17 protein-coding genes are annotated in these 22,262 nt (G+C 37.5%); 12 read left to right on the top strand and 5 right to left on the bottom strand.

Going from position 1 to position 22,262, the window contains the following annotated elements:
* Positions 1-16: 16 nt before the first annotated feature.
* From kduI to J1905_RS00805, 3 genes are read left to right on the top strand one after another with little or no spacing between them, the layout of a single operon-like run.
* A complete protein-coding gene (kduI, locus tag J1905_RS00815) occupies positions 17-859 on the top strand; it encodes a 5-dehydro-4-deoxy-D-glucuronate isomerase (RefSeq protein ID WP_214225187.1) in 843 nt (280 codons plus the stop codon).
* Positions 860-864: 5 nt separating this feature from the next.
* The gene (locus J1905_RS00810) at positions 865-2,007 is read left to right on the top strand and encodes a BT3233 family polysaccharide utilization protein (protein WP_214225185.1); all 1,143 of its coding nucleotides are present in this window, start codon (positions 865-867) and stop codon (positions 2,005-2,007) included.
* A 13-nt stretch (positions 2,008-2,020) separates the two neighbouring features.
* Positions 2,021-2,791 carry an SDR family NAD(P)-dependent oxidoreductase gene (locus tag J1905_RS00805; RefSeq protein ID WP_214225184.1) on the top strand — a complete coding sequence of 257 codons (771 nt, stop codon included), beginning with the start codon at positions 2,021-2,023 and terminating at the stop codon, positions 2,789-2,791.
* 96 nt (positions 2,792-2,887) lie between these two features.
* Here the strand turns inward: J1905_RS00805 and J1905_RS00800 are convergent, their stop codons facing one another.
* A complete protein-coding gene (locus J1905_RS00800; protein ID WP_214225182.1) occupies positions 2,888-4,552 on the bottom strand; it encodes an IPT/TIG domain-containing protein in 1,665 nt (554 codons plus the stop codon).
* A gap of 14 nt (positions 4,553-4,566) precedes the next feature.
* Positions 4,567-5,364, bottom strand: a complete 798-nt coding sequence (locus J1905_RS00795; RefSeq protein WP_214225181.1) for a hypothetical protein — start codon at positions 5,362-5,364, stop codon at positions 4,567-4,569.
* A gap of 174 nt (positions 5,365-5,538) precedes the next feature.
* On the opposite strand from J1905_RS00795, the gene guaB reads away from it, so the two are divergent.
* Positions 5,539-7,008: an IMP dehydrogenase gene (guaB, locus tag J1905_RS00790; RefSeq protein WP_214225180.1), complete on the top strand. Its 1,470-nt coding sequence runs from the start codon at positions 5,539-5,541 to the stop codon at positions 7,006-7,008.
* A 74-nt stretch (positions 7,009-7,082) separates the two neighbouring features.
* Here guaB and J1905_RS00785 read toward each other — a convergent pair whose 3' ends face one another.
* Together J1905_RS00785 and J1905_RS00780 are read right to left on the bottom strand one after the other, a co-directional pair.
* A complete protein-coding gene (locus J1905_RS00785) occupies positions 7,083-7,790 on the bottom strand; it encodes a hypothetical protein (RefSeq protein WP_214225179.1) in 708 nt (235 codons plus the stop codon).
* Positions 7,791-7,903: 113 nt separating this feature from the next.
* Entirely contained in the window at positions 7,904-8,215 is a 312-nt protein-coding gene (locus J1905_RS00780; RefSeq protein WP_173088944.1) for a hypothetical protein, read from the bottom strand.
* A gap of 213 nt (positions 8,216-8,428) precedes the next feature.
* On the opposite strand from J1905_RS00780, the gene map reads away from it, so the two are divergent.
* Positions 8,429-9,193, top strand: a complete 765-nt coding sequence (map, locus tag J1905_RS00775; protein ID WP_214225177.1) for a type I methionyl aminopeptidase — start codon at positions 8,429-8,431, stop codon at positions 9,191-9,193.
* Between the two features lie 16 nt (positions 9,194-9,209).
* On the opposite strand, the gene J1905_RS00770 is transcribed toward map, so the two are convergent.
* Positions 9,210-10,187, bottom strand: a complete 978-nt coding sequence (locus tag J1905_RS00770) for a glycoside hydrolase family 43 protein (protein ID WP_214225176.1) — start codon at positions 10,185-10,187, stop codon at positions 9,210-9,212.
* Between the two features lie 402 nt (positions 10,188-10,589).
* Here J1905_RS00770 and J1905_RS00765 point away from each other — a divergent pair, with 402 nt between their 5' ends.
* The 7 genes from J1905_RS00765 to J1905_RS00735 all read left to right on the top strand — a co-directional run bounded on the left by J1905_RS00765 (position 10,590) and on the right by J1905_RS00735 (position 22,236).
* A complete protein-coding gene (locus J1905_RS00765; RefSeq protein WP_214225174.1) occupies positions 10,590-13,676 on the top strand; it encodes a SusC/RagA family TonB-linked outer membrane protein in 3,087 nt (1,028 codons plus the stop codon).
* Positions 13,677-13,699: 23 nt separating this feature from the next.
* Entirely contained in the window at positions 13,700-15,085 is a 1,386-nt protein-coding gene (locus tag J1905_RS00760) for a RagB/SusD family nutrient uptake outer membrane protein (RefSeq protein ID WP_214225173.1), read from the top strand.
* Positions 15,086-15,114: 29 nt separating this feature from the next.
* The gene (locus J1905_RS00755) at positions 15,115-16,437 is read left to right on the top strand and encodes a DoxX family protein (RefSeq protein ID WP_214225172.1); all 1,323 of its coding nucleotides are present in this window, start codon (positions 15,115-15,117) and stop codon (positions 16,435-16,437) included.
* An 11-nt stretch (positions 16,438-16,448) separates the two neighbouring features.
* Positions 16,449-17,882: a hypothetical protein gene (locus J1905_RS00750; RefSeq protein ID WP_214225170.1), complete on the top strand. Its 1,434-nt coding sequence runs from the start codon at positions 16,449-16,451 to the stop codon at positions 17,880-17,882.
* 28 nt (positions 17,883-17,910) lie between these two features.
* The gene (locus J1905_RS00745; protein ID WP_250317951.1) at positions 17,911-19,419 is read left to right on the top strand and encodes a hypothetical protein; all 1,509 of its coding nucleotides are present in this window, start codon (positions 17,911-17,913) and stop codon (positions 19,417-19,419) included.
* A gap of 77 nt (positions 19,420-19,496) precedes the next feature.
* Entirely contained in the window at positions 19,497-20,933 is a 1,437-nt protein-coding gene (locus tag J1905_RS00740) for a phytoene desaturase family protein (RefSeq protein ID WP_214225169.1), read from the top strand.
* Between the two features lie 46 nt (positions 20,934-20,979).
* Positions 20,980-22,236 carry a YeiH family protein gene (locus J1905_RS00735; RefSeq protein ID WP_214225168.1) on the top strand — a complete coding sequence of 419 codons (1,257 nt, stop codon included), beginning with the start codon at positions 20,980-20,982 and terminating at the stop codon, positions 22,234-22,236.
* Positions 22,237-22,262: the final 26 nt, after the last annotated feature.

Raw genomic sequence — 22,262 nt, 5'->3', positions numbered from 1 at the left:
AAAACAACAAGAAAATATGCAAACACATTTTGAAAGCCGCTACGCATTAAGTCCAACTGAAACTAAGCAAATGGTTACAGCAGATCTGCGTAAAAATTTTCTAATCCCAGAAATATTCGAAGCTGATCATATTCATCTTACCTTATCTCATTATGATCGATATATAGCCGGAGGGATAATGCCTGTAAATGAAACCATTGAGCTTTCAAATCCTGATAGCTTAAAAGCAGCCTATTTTTTAGAAAGAAGAGAAATGGGCATTATCAACGTAGGTGGTAAAGGTACTATAGTTGCTGATGGAGCAAGTTATGCTCTTGATTTTAAAGAGGCTCTTTATATCGGAAAGGGAACTAAAAATGTAACTTTTACTTCTGCGGATAAATTGAAACCTGCAAAATTCTATATCAATTCGGCCCTTGCTCACCATAAATATCCTACCAAAAAGGTATCAAAAGCAGAAGCCGAAATTGTTGAATTAGGAAGCCCGGAAACAGCAAATCACCGTGTTATCAATAAACTGTTGGTGAATAGTGTTTTACCTACTTGTCAACTGCAAATGGGGATGACTGAGTTAAAGAGTGGAAGTGTTTGGAATACAATGCCTGCCCATACTCACGACCGACGTATGGAGGTTTACTTTTATTTTGAAGTTCCACGAGGCCAAAGTGTTTGTCATTTTATGGGAGAACCGGAGGAAACCAGACACATCTGGATGCAAAATGAACAAGCGGTAATTTCGCCTAACTGGTCTATACATTCAGGTGCCGGTACTAGTAATTACACTTTTATTTGGGGTATGGCTGGTGAGAATCTTGATTATGGCGATATGGATCATTGTGCAATTAATGAGCTTAAGTAACAATTATGAAAAAGGTATTTGCGTTTTTATTGTTGTTATCAGGTGCATCAATCTTTGGACAAGCACAAACAAATACAGTCAAAACAACCATTGTTATTAACAACTCATCTGATCTGGATCGGGTAGGAGAGGTATTGTCAGTTAACTGGGCAAGCATCATTACAAAGTATCCGGGTATTGATACTGCAAATTTCAAAGTATTGGATGCTACTACTAAAAAAGAAGTCCAGTTTCAGCTGGAGCATAAAGGAGAAGTAGCCATTCAGAATTTACTGGTACAGGTTAGCATTAAAGCAAAAGGAAATGCTAAGCTCCTAATTGTAGCAGGGAAACCTACTGCTATGGTTAAAAAAACCTACGGACGCTACGTTCCCGAACGTTACGACGATTTTGCATGGGAAAATGACAAAGTGGCCAATCGTATGTATGGAAAGGCTTTGGAAACCAGAAAAGATAATGCTTTTGGTATAGATATCTGGGTAAAGAAAACCAATAAACTTGTAATTAACGATTGGTACAAAAGAGGAGATTACCATACTGATCATGGTGATGGAATGGATTATTATAGTGTAGGCTTAACATTAGGAGCAGGCGACATAGCTCCTTATGTTAAGGATTCTGTTTATTACTCTAAAAATTATCACAATTGGAAAGTGTTAGATAATGGCCCTTTGCGTACTTCTTTTAAACTGTATTACGACGAATGGGATGTGGCAGGTAAATCTGTAAAAGTGGTGAAAACAATAGCTCTGGATGCAGGATCTCACTTTAATCGTATAGAAGCAGATTATTCTTATTCAGGAGGTTCAGAACTACCTGTAGTGATAGGTATAGTTAAGCGTACTGAACCTGGAGCTATTTTAATGGATGAACAACACGGTGTGTTAGGTTATTGGGAGCCCGAGCATGGTGTAGATGGAACTACAGGAGTTGCAGTAATCATCATTCCTCATGGAAAAGTGAAAATGAATACAGATAAAGTTCATTTGCTTACTCATACTTCTGTGAAAAGTGATGAGCCAATAGTGTATTATAATGGTTCGGCATGGAGTAAGGGTAACGAAATTACCAATGCAAAGGCATGGTTTAAGCTTCTGGATACTTTTAATCAGAAATTAAAGCAGCCCCTAACTGTAAAAGTGCAATAAGAAAAATAAAAAAATGGCAGTACTTGATTTATTCAATTTAAAAGGAAAAATAGCTTTAGTAACAGGTTGTAAAAGAGGCATAGGTAAAGCTATGGCCGAAGCGCTTGCAGAAGCCGGTGCCGACATTATAGGTGTATCAGCAAACTTAGAGCTATCAGGTAGCGAGGTAGAAAAATCTATCAACGCTCGTGGTAAGAAGTTTTATGCCTATCAATGTGATTTTAATGATCGTAATTCGCTTAAACAATTTATAGATCAGGTAAAAAGAAACCATTCTGTAATAGATATTTTGGTGAATAATGCCGGCACTATTTTAAGAAAGCCGATAGCTGAACATCCTGATGAATATTGGGATGAGGTGATTGCCGTAAATCAAACTGCTCCATTTATCCTGACAAGGGAAATTGGAAAAGAAATGGTTTTGAGAGGAAGTGGCAAGGTTATTTTTACCGCTTCGTTATTAACATTTCAAGGAGGCATTACAGTGCCAGGCTATGCCGCCAGTAAGGGGGCAATTGGCCAGTTAACAAAGGCTTTTGCAAATGAGTGGGCCGCTAAAGGGGTAAATGTAAATGCAATAGCCCCAGGGTATATTTCAACAGATAATACAGCAGCGTTAAGGGCCGATGAGAATCGTAGCCGTTCTATTATGGAGCGTATTCCGGCAGGTAGATGGGGTGACCCCGAAGATTTTAAAGGACCTGTGGTTTTTCTGGCTTCAGAAGGATCTTCTTATATGCATGGTACTGTAATGACGGTTGACGGTGGATGGATGGGTAGGTAAAGTTTTAACGCCATTAAAAAGTAAAAGGGTTCGTGGTTTAAAACCACGAACCCTTTTACTTTTAAGTTTTCTTTTGTAAAAAACAGATATCTCTTTCTAATTAGTAACTGTAAAGCTGCTTGAACTTGTTACAGTTTGTCCATTAGTCATTATAGTTAACTTCATTGTACCCGGATTTAAATTTGATGGTACAGCAACAGTAATTGTGTTTCCAGTAATACTGGTAACAGGTGCGTCAATAGTACCGAATTTAACATTAGTACCATAGTATGGTGCAAAACCATTGCCTTTTATGGTTACAACAGTTCCGGCATTACCCGATGTAGGGCTGAAGGAGGTAATAGAGGGGCCAATAACATTAAATTCTTTGGCAATAGTAATTTTCTTGCCACCAAAAGCTAAATAGATTTTTACATTTCCCTCATTTACTCCAGTTGGCACTTCTACCTTTAAGTTTGTGGCAGATGTACCGGTGCCGGTTGTAGCCATATCACCAAAATATATAGTATATTGTCTATCCTTAATAAAGTTTCCGGTTATATTTATTTCTTTACCAGGACCGCCAGTTGTAGGAGAAAAATCGGTAAATGCATAAGATAATACCTTAAGTTTCTTAGGAACCGTTACAGTATGTGGACCTAACGTTACTGATATTGTATATTCTCCTGGTGATAAATCATCCGGAACAACGATCTCATAATCGCCCTGATAATTAGGATTAATTGTAACCTCTGTACTTCCAATTTTAGCAGTAGGTATATAATTATATTGGTAGTTTACTGGCAAATTGGTTCCGGAAATAGAAATTATAGTTCCAGGCAATGTAGTTTCCGTCGATATGCCGGTAAATACCGGAGGAGTAACCGTAAATTCTCCAGGTAAAACAACCTTTTTATTGCTGATCGTTACAGATAACTCTGATTTTACTTTAGCCGTAGGCGGTACCGATATTTGAAAAGGGTTTGCATTTATTGGGTCTACACGTTGGTCACCAAAAAATACGCTAAAGTTATCAGGGTAATAATACGGCTGAGGAAGATTATCTCCTGAAAAGGAAATTACTGTTCCTAACGGACCTGATTTCGGTGTAAAATCTTTTATGTTGGCAAGTATTGTAAAGCCATTTGAGCTAGATACCCTTTGTCCTCCAATAATTACTTCTACATTGAATTGATTGCCATGTGAAGCTGGAATTCCTGTAGGTACTTCGGCAGTTATTTCAGTTTCAGAAACAGATAGAATTTTTGCTTTGGTATTATTAAACATAACATTTATTGCACTATCAGATTCTGCATAAAATTTGCCTGAAATTTTAACCTGATCACCTGATTTTCCTGTGGAAGGTATAATATTTCCAACCTGTTGGTTAGGTAAGGTCATCTGTATTAGTTTCCCTAATGCAGTTCCTTTTTCATCAGCTATGTATGCTCTAACATAAACAACGGGCGAATAGTAAGGACTACTGAGATTAAGATTGCGGACTTCTTTTGTAAATTCTCCTTGGGGGATGGTTTTACCTAAAGATATTTTTGTGCCTTTTCCTTCGCCAACATCTGGTGATGCGCTATATATAAAACCATAGTCAAATGGGTTAAAGTTACCTTTACTTACAATACTGCCTGTAAAAGTTGCTGCGTTAGGTGCTAATGCAATGGCAGATAGTGTTTGGATTTCAGGGCCGGTAAGATTGTCTTTTTTACAGCTCTGTAACTGAAAAAATGCGAATAAAGCTATCGCTATTAAGAATATATTCTTTTTCATATTAAGGTCTGCAATTAAAATGAATAACCAACGCGAACACCGTTTATTAGTGTTGGGCCAAAAGTTGATGCCGATTTTTTGCCGGTATCATTGAAGTTGTTATTAGGTTGACCTGTATTGGGATTTTGACCTGTAAAAGTTACTTCTACGTTTTTGTATTCCGTTTTTGATATATTGAAGTTAAATTCATAACCAACAAAGAAGTTCTTAGCGACATAAAAATCAAAACCCGCAATTAAGTTTAGACCATAACGTGTGTATGCATTTTCTTGTAGCTGATTATAATAGTTTGAGCTGTTCGGTATGTAAATAGTTTCAAGCCAACCATTTTTAATAGAGGTAGAAGAACCATTATCCTTAATTTCCTGACTTGCTGATTTACTGCTTATTGAAAAGTCAGCTGCAACATAAGGAGATAGCCGTTTGGTACCTTTAAAGTGTTTTTCCACACCAAAATTAAACCCAATTAAAGTACTTTCTCTTTCGTTTTTAATGAAAATACTTTGAGTACCATAAGGATTGTTGATGTTAGCGGTAGAGTCTTTCTTGCTGGCATTAAAACCTAATCTTAAAGCTACGTCGGGGCTAATAAAGTACCTTACCTTAATTTGATTAAGAGAGTTGTTTAAACTTAAGTTTCCTTTGAAAGGATTGAAATTTAGCTCGGTAACGATTGAGCCAGTGGTTGGTTTGAAAGATTGTTGGTCTTTGTTGATGTTTTTTGATACTGTATCAACAATAACCTTTGAGGTTTGGGCATAGCATGCCGTAGCAGCAATTGCAAGTGCAATTGAAAAGAGCGTTTTCTTCATGTCGTTAATTTTTTTACCAAATGTAGAAAAGAATTTATTCATTATGATTCTCAGGAGCTATTTAATTTAATTGTAAACTTTTGATGCTTGTTGCCGATTTTTGCAAAACAGTTGCGTAGTGTAAGTAATAATCGTACCTTTGCCTCGCAAATAGTAACTCATAAATTATTTGCTATGCAACTCGATCCCAATAAATTTATCGCCGAAGGACTAACATACGATGACGTATTATTAGTACCTGCTTATTCTGAAGTTCTGCCACGTGATGTGGATACCGGAAGTTTCCTTACAAAAAAAATACGCATTAATGTTCCTGTAGTTTCTGCAGCTATGGATACTGTAACTGAATCTGGTTTGGCTATTGCCATTGCTCAGGCAGGTGGTATCGGTATGCTACATAAAAACATGAGCATCGAGCGTCAGGCAGAGGAGGTTAGAAAAGTAAAACGCTCAGAAAGCGGAATGATCCAGGATCCAGTTACTTTAAGTAAAGATGCTAAAGTTGCCGATGCTTTCCAGATTATGAAAGAATTTAAAATAGGTGGAATTCCTGTTATAGATTCAGATGGTAAACTGGTTGGTATAATTACCAATAGAGATTTACGCTTCCAAAAAGATATGCAACGTAAAGTTTCTGAAGTGATGACCAGTGAAAATCTGATCACCGCTGCTGAAGGTACAACCCTTTTACAGGCTGAGGAAATTTTACAAGATTATAAAATTGAAAAGCTTCCTGTAATTAGTAAAGATGGTAAACTAGCAGGATTAATAACTTTTAAGGACATTCAAAAATATAAAAATTACCCTAAAGCTTGTAAAGACGAACGTGGTAGATTACGTGTAGGTGCTGCTGTAGGTGTAGCTGCTGATAACATTGATCGCGTTGCTGCATTGGTACAAGCAGGAGTTGATGTGGTTACAGTTGATACTGCTCACGGTCACTCTAAAGGTGTTATCGACATGGTTAAGGCCATTAAAGCTAAATTCCCGGATCTACAGGTTATTGCAGGTAATATTGCAACTGCAGATGCTGCAAGAGCATTAGCTGCTGCCGGAGCTGACGCAGTAAAAGTTGGTATCGGTCCAGGTTCTATCTGTACTACAAGAATCATTGCCGGTGTTGGTGTACCTCAGTTATATGCAGTTTTTGAATGTGCACAAGCATTAATTGGCACAGGAATCCCTGTAATTGCTGATGGTGGTATTAAACAAACAGGAGATATTGTTAAAGCTATTGCAGCTGGAGCAAGCTCTATCATGGCAGGATCTTTATTCGCAGGAGTAGAGGAGTCGCCAGGTGAAACCATCATTTACGAAGGACGTAAGTTTAAATCGTACCGTGGTATGGGGTCTGTTGAAGCAATGCAACAAGGTTCTAAAGACCGTTATTTCCAGGACGAGGAAGATGTAGTTACCAAATTAGTACCAGAAGGTATTGTTGGTCGTGTACCTTATAAAGGAACATTGGCTGAGGTGATTTATCAATATGTAGGTGGTTTAAGAGCAGGTATGCACTACTGTGGTGCTGCAACTATCGAAGATTTACAGAAAGCTAAATTTGTACGTATCACCGCTGCGGGAATGAGAGAAAGTCATCCACATGATATTTCAATCACTAAAGAAGCTCCAAATTATTCACGTTAACAATTTGAATAGATAATTTTAAAAAGCTCCTGCATCAGCATTGATTCAGGAGCTTTTTTGTTTTAAATCTGATTTTATAGAAATTCATCAGGTCCCAATTCCCAGGTCCATGGCTTTTTAAAATTTGAAAAATTCTTAAGCGTTTTAAGCGTTAAATTTTGTTCAATAATCTCGTTCGCAGAATCTGTATTGCTCATTTTCCCAATAGTTGTAATGCGTTTTTTATTTACAAAGTCATACTTTTTGCTATTCATATCACCTGACCCACTATGGTAGGAGTAATTACTCGCTTTGGTAAGTTGCCAGTCTTTGTCCTGGTATTTAAAACTATAATTAAGTTTCCATCTCCAATTCCCACCACCTTCAAAAGCAAGGTTAAGTATGTTGTCAATAATTGCCAGAGGACGTAAAGGATCGCCCATAGCGCCACCTTCTTCTGATCTTAAAACGAAATCATTGTTTTGGGTAACCAACTTATAATTTCTGCCCGATTTAAAATATACAGCAAGCATTCTGGGTCTTTGTGTTTCTGTAATGAGTTCGGTAGTATTATCTCCATATGCTCTGTTTTCTTTAACTGCAGCATAAAACTCATATATCAAGGCTAAATCTTCAACCTTATCATTGTTTAAATCTCCGTAAACGGAATCTATAACTTTCCACTGTGCGGGAATGAGCGATTTTATTGTTTTTCCTTGAGGGTTAAGTTTCGGATACTTAAAAGATTGAGCCTGCGAAGCAGAGTAGCAAAATAATAAAAGCGCAATTAGTCTTATTCTCATATTTCTATACAACGATTAAATATGGTGATTTATTCTAAGTGCCGATTCAATAAAAAGCACAAAAGCCGGAATCCTCCGGCTTTTGTGGGTATTAGCTATATTTGTATCGTGATTTATTGAACCACTTTACCGTCTTTGTCGATCTTAAGAGATCCCGATTCTTCACCTTTTTTAACGTTAATCAGATAGTACTGAGACTTGTCTGCGTTAGTAACAAGAAACGCTGCAGTTGGCGTCCATTCTTTAGCCGGTTCAGCTTGTAAAGTTTTTTGAACCGCTTCTGGAAGGTCTTTTAATTCAACTGGAGTTTTCGTAGTACTATCTTGTCTTACAGCAACTTCTACTGAGTTTTTAATGTCGCTTGCTTTTACTGTTGTTAATCCGGCTACTGCTAAAAATGCTGCTGATAAAATGATCTTTTTCATAATACTTATTTTAAGTTTTCAATTAAATATTCTTGTTAATTATGTTTAGACTAGGCTACATAATAGTGCCTGAATATAGTTTTTTTGGCACACAGCTGATTTACAGTAGTTTATTTTGTTGAGGCTTTAAAAAAGTTGTGGAGTTCTTCTACAGTTTGTTGAACAAGGAAGCAGGTTAAGCCAAATAATTCTACCTTTGCATAAAAAAAGACCATGTCAATTACCTCAGACGAAGAACTTTTAGGAATGCAACAGATCAGTAATGCTGTAGCGGAAACCCTTAAACAAATGAGGGCACATGCTGCCCCGGGTATGACTGCTAAAGAATTGGATGATTTTGGAGGAGCAATTTTAAATTCATTGGGCGCAAAGTCGGCACCAAAGCTTACTTATGATTTTCCCGGATGGACTTGCATTAGTGTGAATAACGAGATTGCTCATGGTATTCCAACAGACGACAAAGTTTTAAAAGAGGGCGACCTTATTAATATTGACGTATCTGCCGAGTTAAATGGCTTTTGGGCCGACAATGGTGGTTCTTTTATTTTAGGCGAAGATTTAAATGATCTTCAGCCACTTGTAGATGCTTCGAAACAAATATTGCGTAAAGCTATTAATCAGATCAAGGGAGGGGTAAAGATTGCAGATATTGGCAAATTAATTGAAACGGAAGCTCGTAAATCTGGTTATAAGGTAATTAAAAACCTTGCTGGGCACGGTGTAGGCAGAAGTTTACATGAAGAACCTCATGATATTTTAAACTGCTATGATCGATTCAATAATACCCGCTTTAGAAAAAATTCTGTTGTAGCTATTGAAACGTTTATTGCTACTGCATCAACTTATGCAGATCAGGAAAAAGACGGCTGGACATTGGTTGGGAATAAAGGTGGCTATGTAGCACAACATGAACACACCATAATAGTTACTGACGATAAGCCGGTTATACTTACCGCCGTAAATAATATTTGGGAATAATTATAGCTAATCCTTTTTATAAAGGATTAGCACCAACACCTTCGAAAGTGATTTTTACAGGTTTTATCAAACCGTTTTCATCAAATTCCATTTTCTCTATGCAAGTAGCCCTGTGATTACCATGTGTTTCTCCTAATGGACGACGGTGGTATATAATGTAATAGTCACCTGTTTTTGGATTTTTAATTACTGAATGATGACCAGCACCCGTAGCAATAGATGGATCTTGTTTCAAGATTTTATCTATACGTTTGAATGGGCCTAATGGTGAATCTGCTATTGCATAAGCTACAGAATAATCCGGACCGGTCCATCCGCCTTCAGACCACATGAAATAGTATTTTCCATCTCTGATAAACATAAAAGGACCTTCAACATATCCCTTCGGAGTTACTTCTTTATAAATTGTTCCATCAGGAAAAGGTACTATGCTTTTAAAGTCATCGCTCAATTTTACGACATTGCAATGCGACCAGCCGCCATAAAATAAATAGTATTGTCCGTCTTTATCTTTAAAAACATATTGGTCAATTGGCTGTGCTCCGTTGTGAAATTTATCGATTAGCGGTTTTCCGATAAGGTCTTTAAATGGGCCATTCGGTTTATTTGAAACGGCAACACCTATGCCACCTAATTCATTATTGTTTTGAATATCGTTAGCGCCAAAAAACAAATAATACTTATTTCCTTTTTTGGTTATTGATGGTGCCCATACTGCTTTTTTAGCCCATTTAACATTGCTTGTGTCAAGAATATGGGGATGCTTTTTCCATGTAACCAAATCCTTTGAGCTGTAAGCATCCATATAGGTTTGAGCTTCATATTTATCTGAGTAGGTAGGGTAAATCCAATATTCTTTGCCAAAAATTGCTCCTTCAGGATCTGCATACCAACCCGGAAATATTGGATTACCAGAAGTTTCTTTTGATTTTTTTTGTGCGGATAAGGAAAGTGCTATGAACGAAAGGCAGAGCAAAAGGTGATACTTCTTCATTTTAGTGTGTTAGGATAGTGTAATTGGTTCAAATTTAATTAGAACCTAAGGTATCATTTTATATCCTTTTTAACTAATATCCTATTAAATCCATAGATTTTATTTGTTTTATAAAAAAATGCAATTACATTTGCTTTGAATTGATAAGAAACACAAACCAAACAATGGAAAAATTTTTACACTTAAAAAAAGAAATTGCGCTCTGCAGTCCAAATCAATTGAGATATTCTTCTCACTGTTGTTGCTGTTCTATGCAATAGCATTTCACGCTATAAATTATTAATAAAGACAGGATTAGCATCCTGCCTTTATCAGGGCACTCAGTACGCAACGCCAATCACTTACTGAAATGCCAACTCGTTTCAACCAATAGAATTTTATTAATTAAAACTTTTTAAAGTTATGCAAAATTTTAAAAAGGGTAAGCATTTCTATAGTGCTTATTCCTTGTTAAAAAAGACGCTGCTATTGAATAGCAGTATCGTGGTATTATTTCTGTTACCACTTATTTCTTTTTCACAAACCCAACCCCTTATTAACTCTACTCTTAAAGGTCAGGTTGTAGATGCAACTACCAAGCAGGGAATACCCGGAGTTAGTGTCCATATCATTGGAACAACCCATACTGTACAAACGGATAACGACGGTAGATTCGATTTTGTAACAGGACAGAAGTTTCCTTATACATTAGAAATCAGATATATCGGCTACGAAAGGAAAGAGGTTGTCGCCAACGGAAGCCCGATTTTTATAGAGCTTAAAGAGGCCTCGAGTCAGCTTAATGATGTAGTAATTGTTGGTTATGGCAAGCAGGATAAGAAGGATCTGATCGGATCGGTTTCAAAAATTGACCTTGCCGGTACTAAAACAATACCTGAGGCTAGTTTTGATGCACAGTTACAAGGAAAAGGTGCGGGAGTACAGATTAACACAAATACAGGTGTTCCCGGTTCTGATGTATTTATTAGAGTAAGAGGAGCAACATCAATTAACGCAGGTAATGATCCATTATATGTGGTTGATGGTGTGTTTATTAATAACACAAGTCTTCAGAGTATTGCACAGGACAGGGCAACATCGCCGTTGGCTGATATAAATCCATCAGATATAGAGAGTATCGAAGTGTTAAAAGATGCGAGCGCAATAGCCATATACGGTTCCAGAGGGGCTAATGGAGTAATAATTGTAACCACAAAGCATGGCGACTATGGCCGTAAATCTAAAATTGATTTTAACGTATCAGAAGGAAGAGGCTGGGCTCCAGAAGATCGCATTTGGAAAACAACAACCGGGGTTGAGCATGCACAACTGGTAAATGAATACAATAAGAATATGGGTAATGCACTCCCGTTCAGACCTGCCACTGAGGTCATCAATGGTGTTCCTGGTCGTGGACTTCCAGAGCAGCAACCTACTTACGATAGAATGAGCTATTTGAACAGAACAGCTGATCTACGTAATTATGATTTATCTGTTCAGGGAGGTTCTGAAAAAACAAGATATTATTTAGGTGGAGGTTATACCTATCAGGAGTCGATCTGGAAACCAATGTCGTTTGATAGAGCTAGTTTTAAAGTCAATATTGATCAAAAATTAAACGATAAAGTTACCATAGGAACCAGTAATACACTTTCTAAAAGCCACCGAGATCAGGCTCGTCCTGCAAATGGAGGTAATGGAACACTTTTGCAAGCTTCGTTAAATATACCAACCTACCTACCAATTTTTGCAGCTGATGGAACTCCTCTTAAATGGGTAAACTTTGATAATATTGACGTATTAACTAGCAAAGTAAACCTTTGGTCGAACAGCTATCATTACATTGGAAACACTTATTTGGATATAGATATCCTTAAGAATTTAAAATTTCATTCTAGTGTTGGTGTAGATTATAACAATTATGAAGAAAATGAGTATTGGGATACCCGAACTATTTTAGGTGCTTCGGGAGGACGTGGTACGCAGGCGATCACGCAATCAAGTACTTTAATTAACGAGCAGACTTTATCTTATACTACCCAATTGGGCAAGCATGGTATTGGTGCATTAATTGGTAATACCTTACAAGGTGTTGAGATTAAAAATGTTTCAGCAACCGGAACCAATTTTCCTAACAACTCTTACACACAAATATCATCAGCTGCTACACAGACAGCAGCACAGTTTAGAAGTAAAAGTGCGTTGGCATCCTTCTTTTCGAGGTTAAACTACAACTATGATAAAAAATACTACGCAGAATTTACAGTGCGTGCCGACGGTTCATCGAGATTTGGAAAGAACAATAAATGGGGTTATTTCCCAGCTATAGGTGCTGCCTGGAGAATTAATCAAGAGAATTTTCTGAAAAATGTATCAGAGATTAGCAACCTTAAATTTAGAATCAGCTATGGTTTAACCGGTAACCAAAGTGGTATAGATGATTTTGCGTCGCAAGGATTATGGAATGGAGGATACGGATATTCTGATAAGCTTGGTAGTAGTGAAGGGCCTGGTATTGCACCATTGCAAATTGCCAATCCGAACTTAAAATGGGAAAAAACGGCACAGTTTAGTACGGGTTTGGATTTAGGTTTGTTTAAAGAAAGGCTATCCTTTGAATTTAATTACTACAATAAATACACTACAGATGTATTGCTGCAGATTGCAACACCAGCCACAACAGGTTTTTCATCTTACTTAACCAATTATGGGGAGATTAGTAACAAAGGGTTTGAACTGGCTATAAACTCAACAAATATTCAGACTGCTGATTTTACTTGGAAAACTGATTTTAATGTATCCCAGAATATCAATAGGATAGAGAAAATACCAGCGGATATTCCATTTGCAGGTAGAGATCTGATCAGGTTACAGCAGGGGAGTTCTCTGTACTCATATTGGGTTTATAAGCAGCTCTACGTTGATAAAAACACAGGAGATGCGGTATTTGAAGATGTAAACGGTGATGGCAAAATTACGGCTGATGACAGACAAATTGTAGGCAACACCTGGCCTAAATTTTTTGGTGGATTTAATAATACTTTAAACTATAAAGGTTTTGATCTGGGTATTTTCTTTACCTATTCTTATGGAAATCAAATTTGGAACCACAATAGAATGCTTGGCGAAACAGGAGGTACTCTTGATGCTAACAGAGTATTGTTAGCAAGCCAGTTAGATAGATGGACAACACCGGGACAGATAACCAATACACCAAAATTAACCGCTGCTAATTATTCAAGACAAGAGAATAGTCGCTTTCTGGAAGATGGCTCATTCTTAAGGTTGCGCTCACTTACAGTTGGTTATGTACTGCCAAAAGCACTAACAAAAAAGGCGAAAATAGATAAGTTAAGGATTTACCTAACAGGAAGCAATCTGTTATTATTTACCAAATATACAGGTGCCGACCCGGAGTCGAACCTTGGAACAGGTAACATTCAGGGGTACGATTATGGTACACCACCACAACCTCGTACCATTCAGCTTGGCTTAAACTTAACTCTATAATCGAACATTAAAATTATATAGCAATGAAAAATTTAAAATACATTATAGTTTTATTAACAGCGGTATCAACTCTCATCTCCTGCAAGAAATTTTTAACCATAGATCCTATTAATGCAGTATCAGATGAAAACCCAATATTTGATAAAACATCAAGCGAAACAGCGCTGAGAGGAGTTTATAGACAATTGGCATCGACTGGTTATTATGGTGAAGGTTATGTTACCTTAGGTTATTTTCCAAGTGGAGATATCAAAAACCTTACTACAGGAGGTGCAGCGAATCTTGTAAATGTAAACTTCAGAGCAGATGATACGAACTTCAATACTGCATGGTCGGCTATTTACATCACCATAAACAGAGCAAACAATGTAATTAGTAAGGTGCCTAAAGTGCAGGATCCATTACTTACACAACAATTGAAAGATCAATATGTAGGCGAAGCAAAGTTCATCCGGGCCTTAGCCTATTTTGATTTAGCAAGAGCCTGGGGAGGGGTGCAAATTGTACTTGAGCCTACTACTTCATTAGAAAATCGTAGAGAAGTAAAACGAAGCACGTTGAATGAAACTTATGCACAAGTGCTCAAAGATCTTGAAGATGCAGAGCAGTTATTGCCGAACACCCTTAACAGAATAAGAGCAACTAAACGCACAGTATGGGCTTTAAGAGCCAGACTTCACTTGTATAAAAAAGAATGGGCACTGGCAGAAGAGTATGCTACAAAACTGATCAACCTTTCGTCGGACTATACTTTAATTAAACCATATAGCGCTTGGTTTGCAGGTAATGCGGTAGGTACTTCTGAATCTGTATTCGAATTAGAGTATAGTGCGATTAATCCAAGTGCTATCAGAGCTCAAATGCAGCACCCAACAAATGGGGGTACTTACAGGTACGCACCTAATGATCGTTTTGTTCAATTACTTAATGATCCAAATATTTCTGGTGGCAGAAAAGCACTGATCGGTAGTGTAACGCAAGGCGGAACCACCATTTGGTTCGGTAACCTATATTACCGATTGCCTGCTACAGATCCTGCCTACATATTCAGGATTGCGGAGCTTTATTTGATAAGAGCAGAAGCAAAAGCTCATCTGGATAACTTGTCGGCTACAGCAGGTGCTTTATTTGACCTGAATAAAGTGAGAGAACGTGCAGAAATACTTCCTTCAACTGCTTTAACGCAGGCGGATATTTTGTTGGCAATAGAAAACGAACGAAGGGTAGAATTTGCTTTTGAAGCACATCGCTGGTTCGATTTGGCAAGAACAGGAAGGGCAAAAGCTGTACTGGAAGCATTAGATCAAAATACACATGTAGAGGATTATGAGTATTTATTCCCAATTCCGATAACCCAAATACAGTTGGATCATAGTTTAGATCCGAATCCAGGTTATTCGGGTAAATAATTTATTGTTAGACAAATAAACCATACGTCATGAGTTTTTTTAATACAAATAATTCACAATGGTCCGGCAAGGAAAAGATTGTGTTACGTTTCTTTATCCTATATTTTATTATCCAGGTAGTTCCACTCGATTGGAAATTTTACAGAGACCTTTTTTCTATAAATCCCGTAGAGTTTTCTTTTTACGATCTGTTTAAACTTACAAAATATGCGCCTCAGTTCTTTTCCCTTACGGGATATGCCAACTGGGGTGTGGCAGCGGTTTTGGCGGCCATAGGTACATTAATTTGGGGTAACCTAAAAAGAGAATTTGATTACAATAGCCTTTATTATGGCTTAAGGGTAATATTGCGCTACAGATTGGCTATCGGAATAATTGCTTACGGATTTATCAAGCTTTTTCCATTGCAGATGCCTTATCCATCATTAAGTAACCTACATACGAACTATGGCGATTTTTTTGCCTGGAAGATTTATTTCCATACGGTAGGTATTGCACAACCTTATGAAGTGTTTTTAGGTTTTGTAGAAATTCTTGCCGGACTGCTTCTTTTCTTCAGAAGAACAGCAACGTTTGGCAGTGGTTTAATTCTTGGTTTTATTGGAAACGTAGTTGTTGCCAATATTGCTTATGATGCAGGGGAGCAAGTTTATAGTCTTTATTTAGTAGTCATAGCACTTTTTCTTTTTGTATACGATGTGCCACGTTTATATAGTTTACTTGCATTGGAGCGCCAAACTATAGCTAATAAGTTTACGCCTATATTTGTAACTAAAGGAATCCGTAACCTGAGGATAGTTTTAAAAACAGCCTTTGCTGCATTTGTAATCCTGTTAGGAGGGGCTACTTATGCCAATTACAGTAAAGCACCTTATAAAATACCCAGAAGTAAAGGGCTGGCAGGAACATACGGATATTATAACGTTAGAGAATTCCGGTTTAATAACCAATTGATCCCTTATTCTACAACAGATCCAAATAGGTGGCAAAATGTGGTTTTCGAAAAATGGGCAACCATCAGTATTAAAATAGCACGACCAATTAAGCTGGATCCATCAACTGGTGATGGATATTTTGCCAATGATATCGATAGGAATTACGAGTCGGCCGGCGTAGGAGGAAGACAGTATTTTGCTTATACATCAGATACTGTCAATAAGAAAATTGTACTTAGGAATAAGAATAAAAACTATTCTGGCGAAGGTTTTACACTTCAATATAAACAGCTAAATGATTCAACAATTGTTTTAACTGGCCTAAATGAAAAACGAGACTCCATATCTGCTATTTTGGATAAGATAAATAGAAAGTACATGTTGTTTGAGGGTAGAAGAAAACCTGTTAAACTTTAAATCTCTCAAAAATGACTGTATTAGAAAATAACATACAAACATGGAACGGCTACGAAAAGTTCTCTTTTCGTGTAGCCTTCATATTTTTCTTTTTATTGGTAGTGCCATTAGATGCCGATTATTATCAGCAATGGTTTACAACAGACTGGTCGCATCTACACATTCGTGATATTGGGAAATTAAGTGGATCATCGTTTAGCCCAATTAAGGTTCAGCCTGCTCAACCGGGTTCTGGCGATCTGGGCTCTATTCAAGACTCTTCATTGGATTTTTTGAAGATCAGTGCAGAGAGTGCTAATTTTGGAATAGCAAGCTATATTAACTGGGGATTGGCTTTTGTACTTGGCCTTATAGGAGCCGTGATTTGGTCATTGCTCGATAGAAAAACTACAAATTATCGTACCCTTTATTATTTCCTTATTGTTGCAGTAAGCTATTCTATGCTTATTAAACTACAAGGACTTACGTTTTCCAAAGTATTTCCAACACAAATGCCTAATCTGGCACTTACACAATTAAATACCCCTTTAGGTGATTTTACCCATCAAAAATTGTATTGGATACAGTTTAGCTTTGTTCATGGTTATGAGGTGTTTGCAGGATTAGCAGAACTTCTAATCATGTTGCTGTTGTTTTTTAGACAAACAAGAGCGGTAGGAGCAGCACTGGCAATCGCTATGATTGGAAATATTGCAATTTCTAACCATACCTATGATGGAGGAATTCATTTGGCTGCTGCATTTTATGCATTGGGTGGTGCGTTTGTATTGTGGCGTTATCTACCTAATATCTGGAATTTAGTGGTTAATGAAAAAGATACGAATCCTGCTATTTACCATTATCCTTTTGAAAAGAAATGGCAAAAATACTTCAGGCTTGCTTTTAAGTCATTTGTATTCCTGATGTTTTTTGTATTAAGTGCCTACTTACACTGGCAAAATTACACCTATGATTCTTATAAGGTTCCTGCTCAGAAAGGCTTAACAAATTCCAGGGGTTTTTATGAAGTAACAGAGTTTAAACTGAACAACAAAACAGTACCGTATTCCCCGGTTGATTCATTAAGATGGCAAGATGTAACATTCGAAAAATGGTCTACCATCTCGTTTACAGTCTTCAATACTTTTATGATTCATGGCGAGGCTGGCAGAGGTAAGCAATTTAAGGATGTAGATAGGACTTATGAGTCTGCCGGAACAGGCGGTGGAAGAAGGCATTTTTACTACAAGGCTGATACAATAAACCATGTGCTTTATTTAGAAAACAAGAACAAGGTTTATAAGAATCAAAAGTTAAAACTTAACTACTCAAGGCCTACTGATTCCAGGATCATCTTATCAGGTTTAAACGAATATCAGGATTCCATTTATCTAGTGTTGGATAAGAAAGATAAAACATATCCGCTCTATCAAAATCGCAGGCAAGGTGTTGTCTGGAATCCTTAAATAACCATTTATTAAAATAGAAAATCAAATGGCAAAAGAACCAGCAATAGCAGAACCATCATATATATCCCATGTTCAGGAGGTACCTCACGATCATAATGATTGGACCGAACTCCAAAAAGTAGCTTTTCGCATCGCATTTATCTACTTCGGACTGTTTTCAATTCCGCTTGATTTGGGGTTTTATCAGATGCTCATCAACATGGATTATGCGCATCTTAATTACAGGCATCTTACAGAAATTGTTGCCTTTTTTAATCCTCAGTTCATTAATATATTCTCTGAAAGTGGCTTTTTTGGACCAGCCAGTTATATTAATTTACCCTTTGTACTTTTAATTGCTTTATTAGGAGGCTTTATCTGGACAAAACTTGATAAAGAAAGAAAGGAATACCGATCGTTGTATTACTGGCTTCGGGTTGTAGCTAGGTATAGAGTTGCATACGCAGGTATAGGTTGGGGTTATAAAAAACTGTTTGTAATGCAGATGCCTACTCAGAATGAAGGATTATGGAATACTGAACTAATCGATTTCTTTGCGAAGCGACTTTATTGGGAGGTCATCAGTGTCTCACCAAGTTATGAAGTGTTTCTAGGCTTTGCAGAATTTATTGGAGGATTTCTACTACTGTTCAGACGTACCACTGGTATTGGTGCTGCCATCACCTTCGTAGTATTCGGAAACATAGCAATTTCTAATCATGCGTATGATATTGGTGAACAGGTGCCAAGCGCAGGAATGGCAATGTTGTCGATTTTTGTTTTGTGGTACGATATACCTGGAATATGGAGTTTGATTGTGAAAGAACAAGATTCAAGAATTGTACATTTTTACCCCGAACTAAAAGCAAAATGGCAGAAATACACAAAACGTTTCATAAAATATGCCTTTAACTTTGTTTTCGTTTTCCTGTTTTTTGTTTTTGAAGTGTATGCCTATACACATAACGATTTTTATAAAATTCCGAATACACCGGGCTTACCTAAATCAAGGGGCTATTATGAGGTTACGGAGTTCAAACTAAATAATAAAACACTCCCTTATTCACCTTTTGATCCTGTTCGCTGGCAGGATGTAACTTTCGAAGATTGGTCGTCTATGAGCTTTAAAGTGGCAGACAGACCTCAGGATATAGAAATGTTTGCAGCAGGTAGTTATCCTGCAAGAGAGGAAGTTTACGACGGGAAATGGAGGATAGATTGGAGAGGAGATGTTAGAAGATATGGTAAGCCTCACAAACGTAAAAAACGTGCTGATTCACTAAGAGACATTAATGTTACCTGGGAATTATCGGGTATAAGTGGAAGAATTTGGTATTATTACAAGGCTGATACCATAAATCATGTGTTATATCTACAGAATAAAAACAAGTCAGACAGAGCGCAAAAGCAAGTGTTGCACTATAGTCGCCCAAATGCAAACAGAATTATCTTGCAGGGAACCAATGAGTTTAAAGATTCTATTTATGTAGTGTTAGATAAGTCTGATAAAAAGTATCCATTATTGCAAAGGAGAAAAGGTAATTCGGAACAATAATTATATATTCCTACCTTCACAAGGCAGTAATAAGACAGTTAAATTAGAATAAATTATCAATAAGAAAGACATACAATATGGTGGGAAAACCAGATTTTGATGCAGTAGTGGTTGGTTCCGGACCAAATGGTTTAGCGGCTGCTATCGCATTACAGCAACAAGGATTATCGGTGTTAATTATAGAAGGAAAAGATGAGATTGGTGGTGGATTAAGATCTGCAGAACTGACTTTGCCAGGCTTTGTACATGATGTTTGCTCAGCAATTCATCCTCTTGCAATTGGCTCTCCATTTTTTAATACGCTTCCACTTGAGGATCATGGACTGTCGTATGTTTTTCCTGACCTGGCAGCGGCCCATCCATTTGATGATGGTACCGCTGCTGTGCTTGGTAGTTCTATTGAAGAAACTGCCAGATTGCTCGGTACTGATGAACAGGCTTACCTCAAATTATTAAAGCCTCTCGTTAAAGACTGGCCAAATATCGCTGCCGATGTCCTGGGACCTTTGCATTTTCCTAAGCATCCTGTTGCTATGGCTAAATTTGGATTAAATGCACTTACCTCCGCTACTTTTTTAGCTAAACGATTTAAGACTGCAGCCGCCAGAGGACTATGGGCAGGGATGGCTGCACACTCCATTCAGCCACTAGCCAACTTAACTACATCAGCGATAGGATTAGTGTTAATGGCTGCGGCACATCTAAAAGGCTGGCCAATTCCCGTAGGGGGATCTAAAGAAATAGCAAGTGCCCTGGCTTCTTATTTTATCTCTTTAGGTGGTAAAATTGAAACAGGACGTTTTATAAAGTCGTTAGATGAATTGCCATCTTCTAAAGCAGTGCTATTTGATGTAACACCTAAGCAATTATTACAGATAGCTGGTCATAAGTTTTCTGCCCTTTATAAATGGCAATTAGAAAGGTATCGCTACGGAATGGGAGTTTTTAAAGTGGATTGGGCTTTAGATGAAGCTATTCCCTTTACTGCCAAAGAGGCAAGAAGAGCAGGAACAGTGCATATTGGCAATACCCTCGAAGAAATTACTTTGTCTGAAAAGCTTAGCTGGCAAGGCAAGCATGCAGATAAGCCGTTTGTATTACTTGCGCAGCAGAGTTTATTTGATGCATCAAGAGCGCCGGAAGGGAAACATACTGCCTGGGCTTATTGTCATGTTCCAAATGGCTCAGTAACAGATATGTCTGAAGTTATTGAAAAACAAGTGGAACGATTTGCCCCGGGTTTTAGAGAACGGATACTGGCAAAACATACCATGAATACCGCACAGGTTGAGGCTTACAATCCAAATTATATTGGTGGTGATATTAATGGTGGTGTAATTGATCTGGGGCAGATTTTTACGCGTCCAGCTTTGCGTAGTTCACCATACCGTACTTCTGCAAAGGGTTTATATCTTTGCTCCTCATCAACTCCTCCAGGAGGAGGTGTACATGGAATGTGTGGTTATCATGCTGCAAAACGTGCTTTAAAAGACATTTTTTCAATCTCAATTTAATATTTAAAACAAAACAAACACAACACACAAATCAAACAAAATTCTAATGTCAGAAACTAAAAAACTAAACATTCATGAAGACTGGGTCGTTGTTATCCTTGGAGCATTAACAATTATTTTAACTCTTTCCGGACTCCTGTTACCAGTTCCTGTATTTAACTGGACAAGCATTACGGATCTCACGTCATCAGTTCTAACCGCTTCTAATCTGGAGGATATCGGATTACAATTTATACTGGTAATTATTATTGCTGCATTAGGTGCCTTTTTAACCGGTAAATCTGTTAAAAGCGCAGTGCTAACTTTTCCATCAGTGTACATCTTAACAATGATAGCGCTCGTGCTTGCTGGGAACAGTCAGGTTAAAGCTTTGAATTTAGAAGCAGTGATTTTTAGTTTGGCTATAGGTTTAGCCATCAGTAACTTTTTTACTTTGCCCGAATGGTTTAAATCGTCTTTATCTACGGAGCTTTTTGTTAAAATAGGATTGGTATTATTGGGAACCAGCGTTATCTTCTCAGACGTGCTAAAAGCAGGCTCTTTAGGGTTAATTCAGGCTTTGGTTGTGGTACTATCGGTATGGTATTTCGCCTTTTGGTTATGCAAAAAACTAAAGATCGATGATGAATTGACTATGATGATCTCCAGTGCAGTTTCTATTTGCGGAGTATCAGCAGCAATTGCCACATCTGGAGCAATTAAAGGCGATTCAAAAAAACTATCTTATGTGATCTCTATGGTGCTTATTACAGCGATACCTATGATGATCTTTATGCCGTATATTGCCTCTTATTTTCATTTTCCTCAAGCTGTTACAGGCGCATGGTTAGGTGGTAGTATTGATACTACCGGGGCTGTTGTTGCATCAGGATCATTGGTAGGAGAGGAAGCTTTAAAAATTAGTACCATTGTTAAGTTTTCTCAGAATGTATTATTAGGAATTGCAGCATTTGCAATCTCTATTTACTGGACTTATACGCAACATCCAGCCGGTAAGGACAAAGAAACTAAACCAACACTTAAAGTGATTTGGGAGCGTTTCCCGAAATTTGTAATCGGTTTTATTGGAGCATCTTTACTGTTCTCGTTCTTCATTACCCCAGAGGTAAATGCAGAAGTTAAGGGCAGTTTAAAGAACTTGCAGGGGCTTTGGTTTGTATTGGCATTTACCAGTATAGGATTGGAAACCAACTTTGCAGATCTGTTTGGTAAAAACAGCAAGAAGCCTTTCTATGCGTTTTTAATTGCTCAAGGTTTTAATATCATAGTTACCTTGATTATTGCATTTATACTTTTTAAATAGGACAAAAAGATATTGTTGCCGAGGCA

It is taken from the genome of Pedobacter sp. B4-66 (assembly GCF_018492665.1).
Lineage (GTDB): Bacteria > Bacteroidota > Bacteroidia > Sphingobacteriales > Sphingobacteriaceae > Pedobacter.
The sequence above is the reverse complement of the archived record's forward strand: the minus strand, read 5'-3'. Positions and strand labels throughout refer to the sequence as shown.

Coding starts and splice junctions, on each gene's coding strand:
- kduI (WP_214225187.1), top strand. CDS start 17: ATGCAAACACATTTTGAAAGCCGCTACGCATTAAGTCCAACTGAAACT.
- J1905_RS00810 (WP_214225185.1), top strand. CDS start 865: ATGAAAAAGGTATTTGCGTTTTTATTGTTGTTATCAGGTGCATCAATC.
- J1905_RS00805 (WP_214225184.1), top strand. CDS start 2,021: ATGGCAGTACTTGATTTATTCAATTTAAAAGGAAAAATAGCTTTAGTA.
- J1905_RS00800 (WP_214225182.1), bottom strand. CDS start 4,552: ATGAAAAAGAATATATTCTTAATAGCGATAGCTTTATTCGCATTTTTT.
- J1905_RS00795 (WP_214225181.1), bottom strand. CDS start 5,364: ATGAAGAAAACGCTCTTTTCAATTGCACTTGCAATTGCTGCTACGGCA.
- guaB (WP_214225180.1), top strand. CDS start 5,539: ATGCAACTCGATCCCAATAAATTTATCGCCGAAGGACTAACATACGAT.
- J1905_RS00785 (WP_214225179.1), bottom strand. CDS start 7,790: ATGAGAATAAGACTAATTGCGCTTTTATTATTTTGCTACTCTGCTTCG.
- J1905_RS00780 (WP_173088944.1), bottom strand. CDS start 8,215: ATGAAAAAGATCATTTTATCAGCAGCATTTTTAGCAGTAGCCGGATTA.
- map (WP_214225177.1), top strand. CDS start 8,429: ATGTCAATTACCTCAGACGAAGAACTTTTAGGAATGCAACAGATCAGT.
- J1905_RS00770 (WP_214225176.1), bottom strand. CDS start 10,187: ATGAAGAAGTATCACCTTTTGCTCTGCCTTTCGTTCATAGCACTTTCC.
- J1905_RS00765 (WP_214225174.1), top strand. CDS start 10,590: ATGCAAAATTTTAAAAAGGGTAAGCATTTCTATAGTGCTTATTCCTTG.
- J1905_RS00760 (WP_214225173.1), top strand. CDS start 13,700: ATGAAAAATTTAAAATACATTATAGTTTTATTAACAGCGGTATCAACT.
- J1905_RS00755 (WP_214225172.1), top strand. CDS start 15,115: ATGAGTTTTTTTAATACAAATAATTCACAATGGTCCGGCAAGGAAAAG.
- J1905_RS00750 (WP_214225170.1), top strand. CDS start 16,449: ATGACTGTATTAGAAAATAACATACAAACATGGAACGGCTACGAAAAG.
- J1905_RS00745 (WP_250317951.1), top strand. CDS start 17,911: ATGGCAAAAGAACCAGCAATAGCAGAACCATCATATATATCCCATGTT.
- J1905_RS00740 (WP_214225169.1), top strand. CDS start 19,497: ATGGTGGGAAAACCAGATTTTGATGCAGTAGTGGTTGGTTCCGGACCA.
- J1905_RS00735 (WP_214225168.1), top strand. CDS start 20,980: ATGTCAGAAACTAAAAAACTAAACATTCATGAAGACTGGGTCGTTGTT.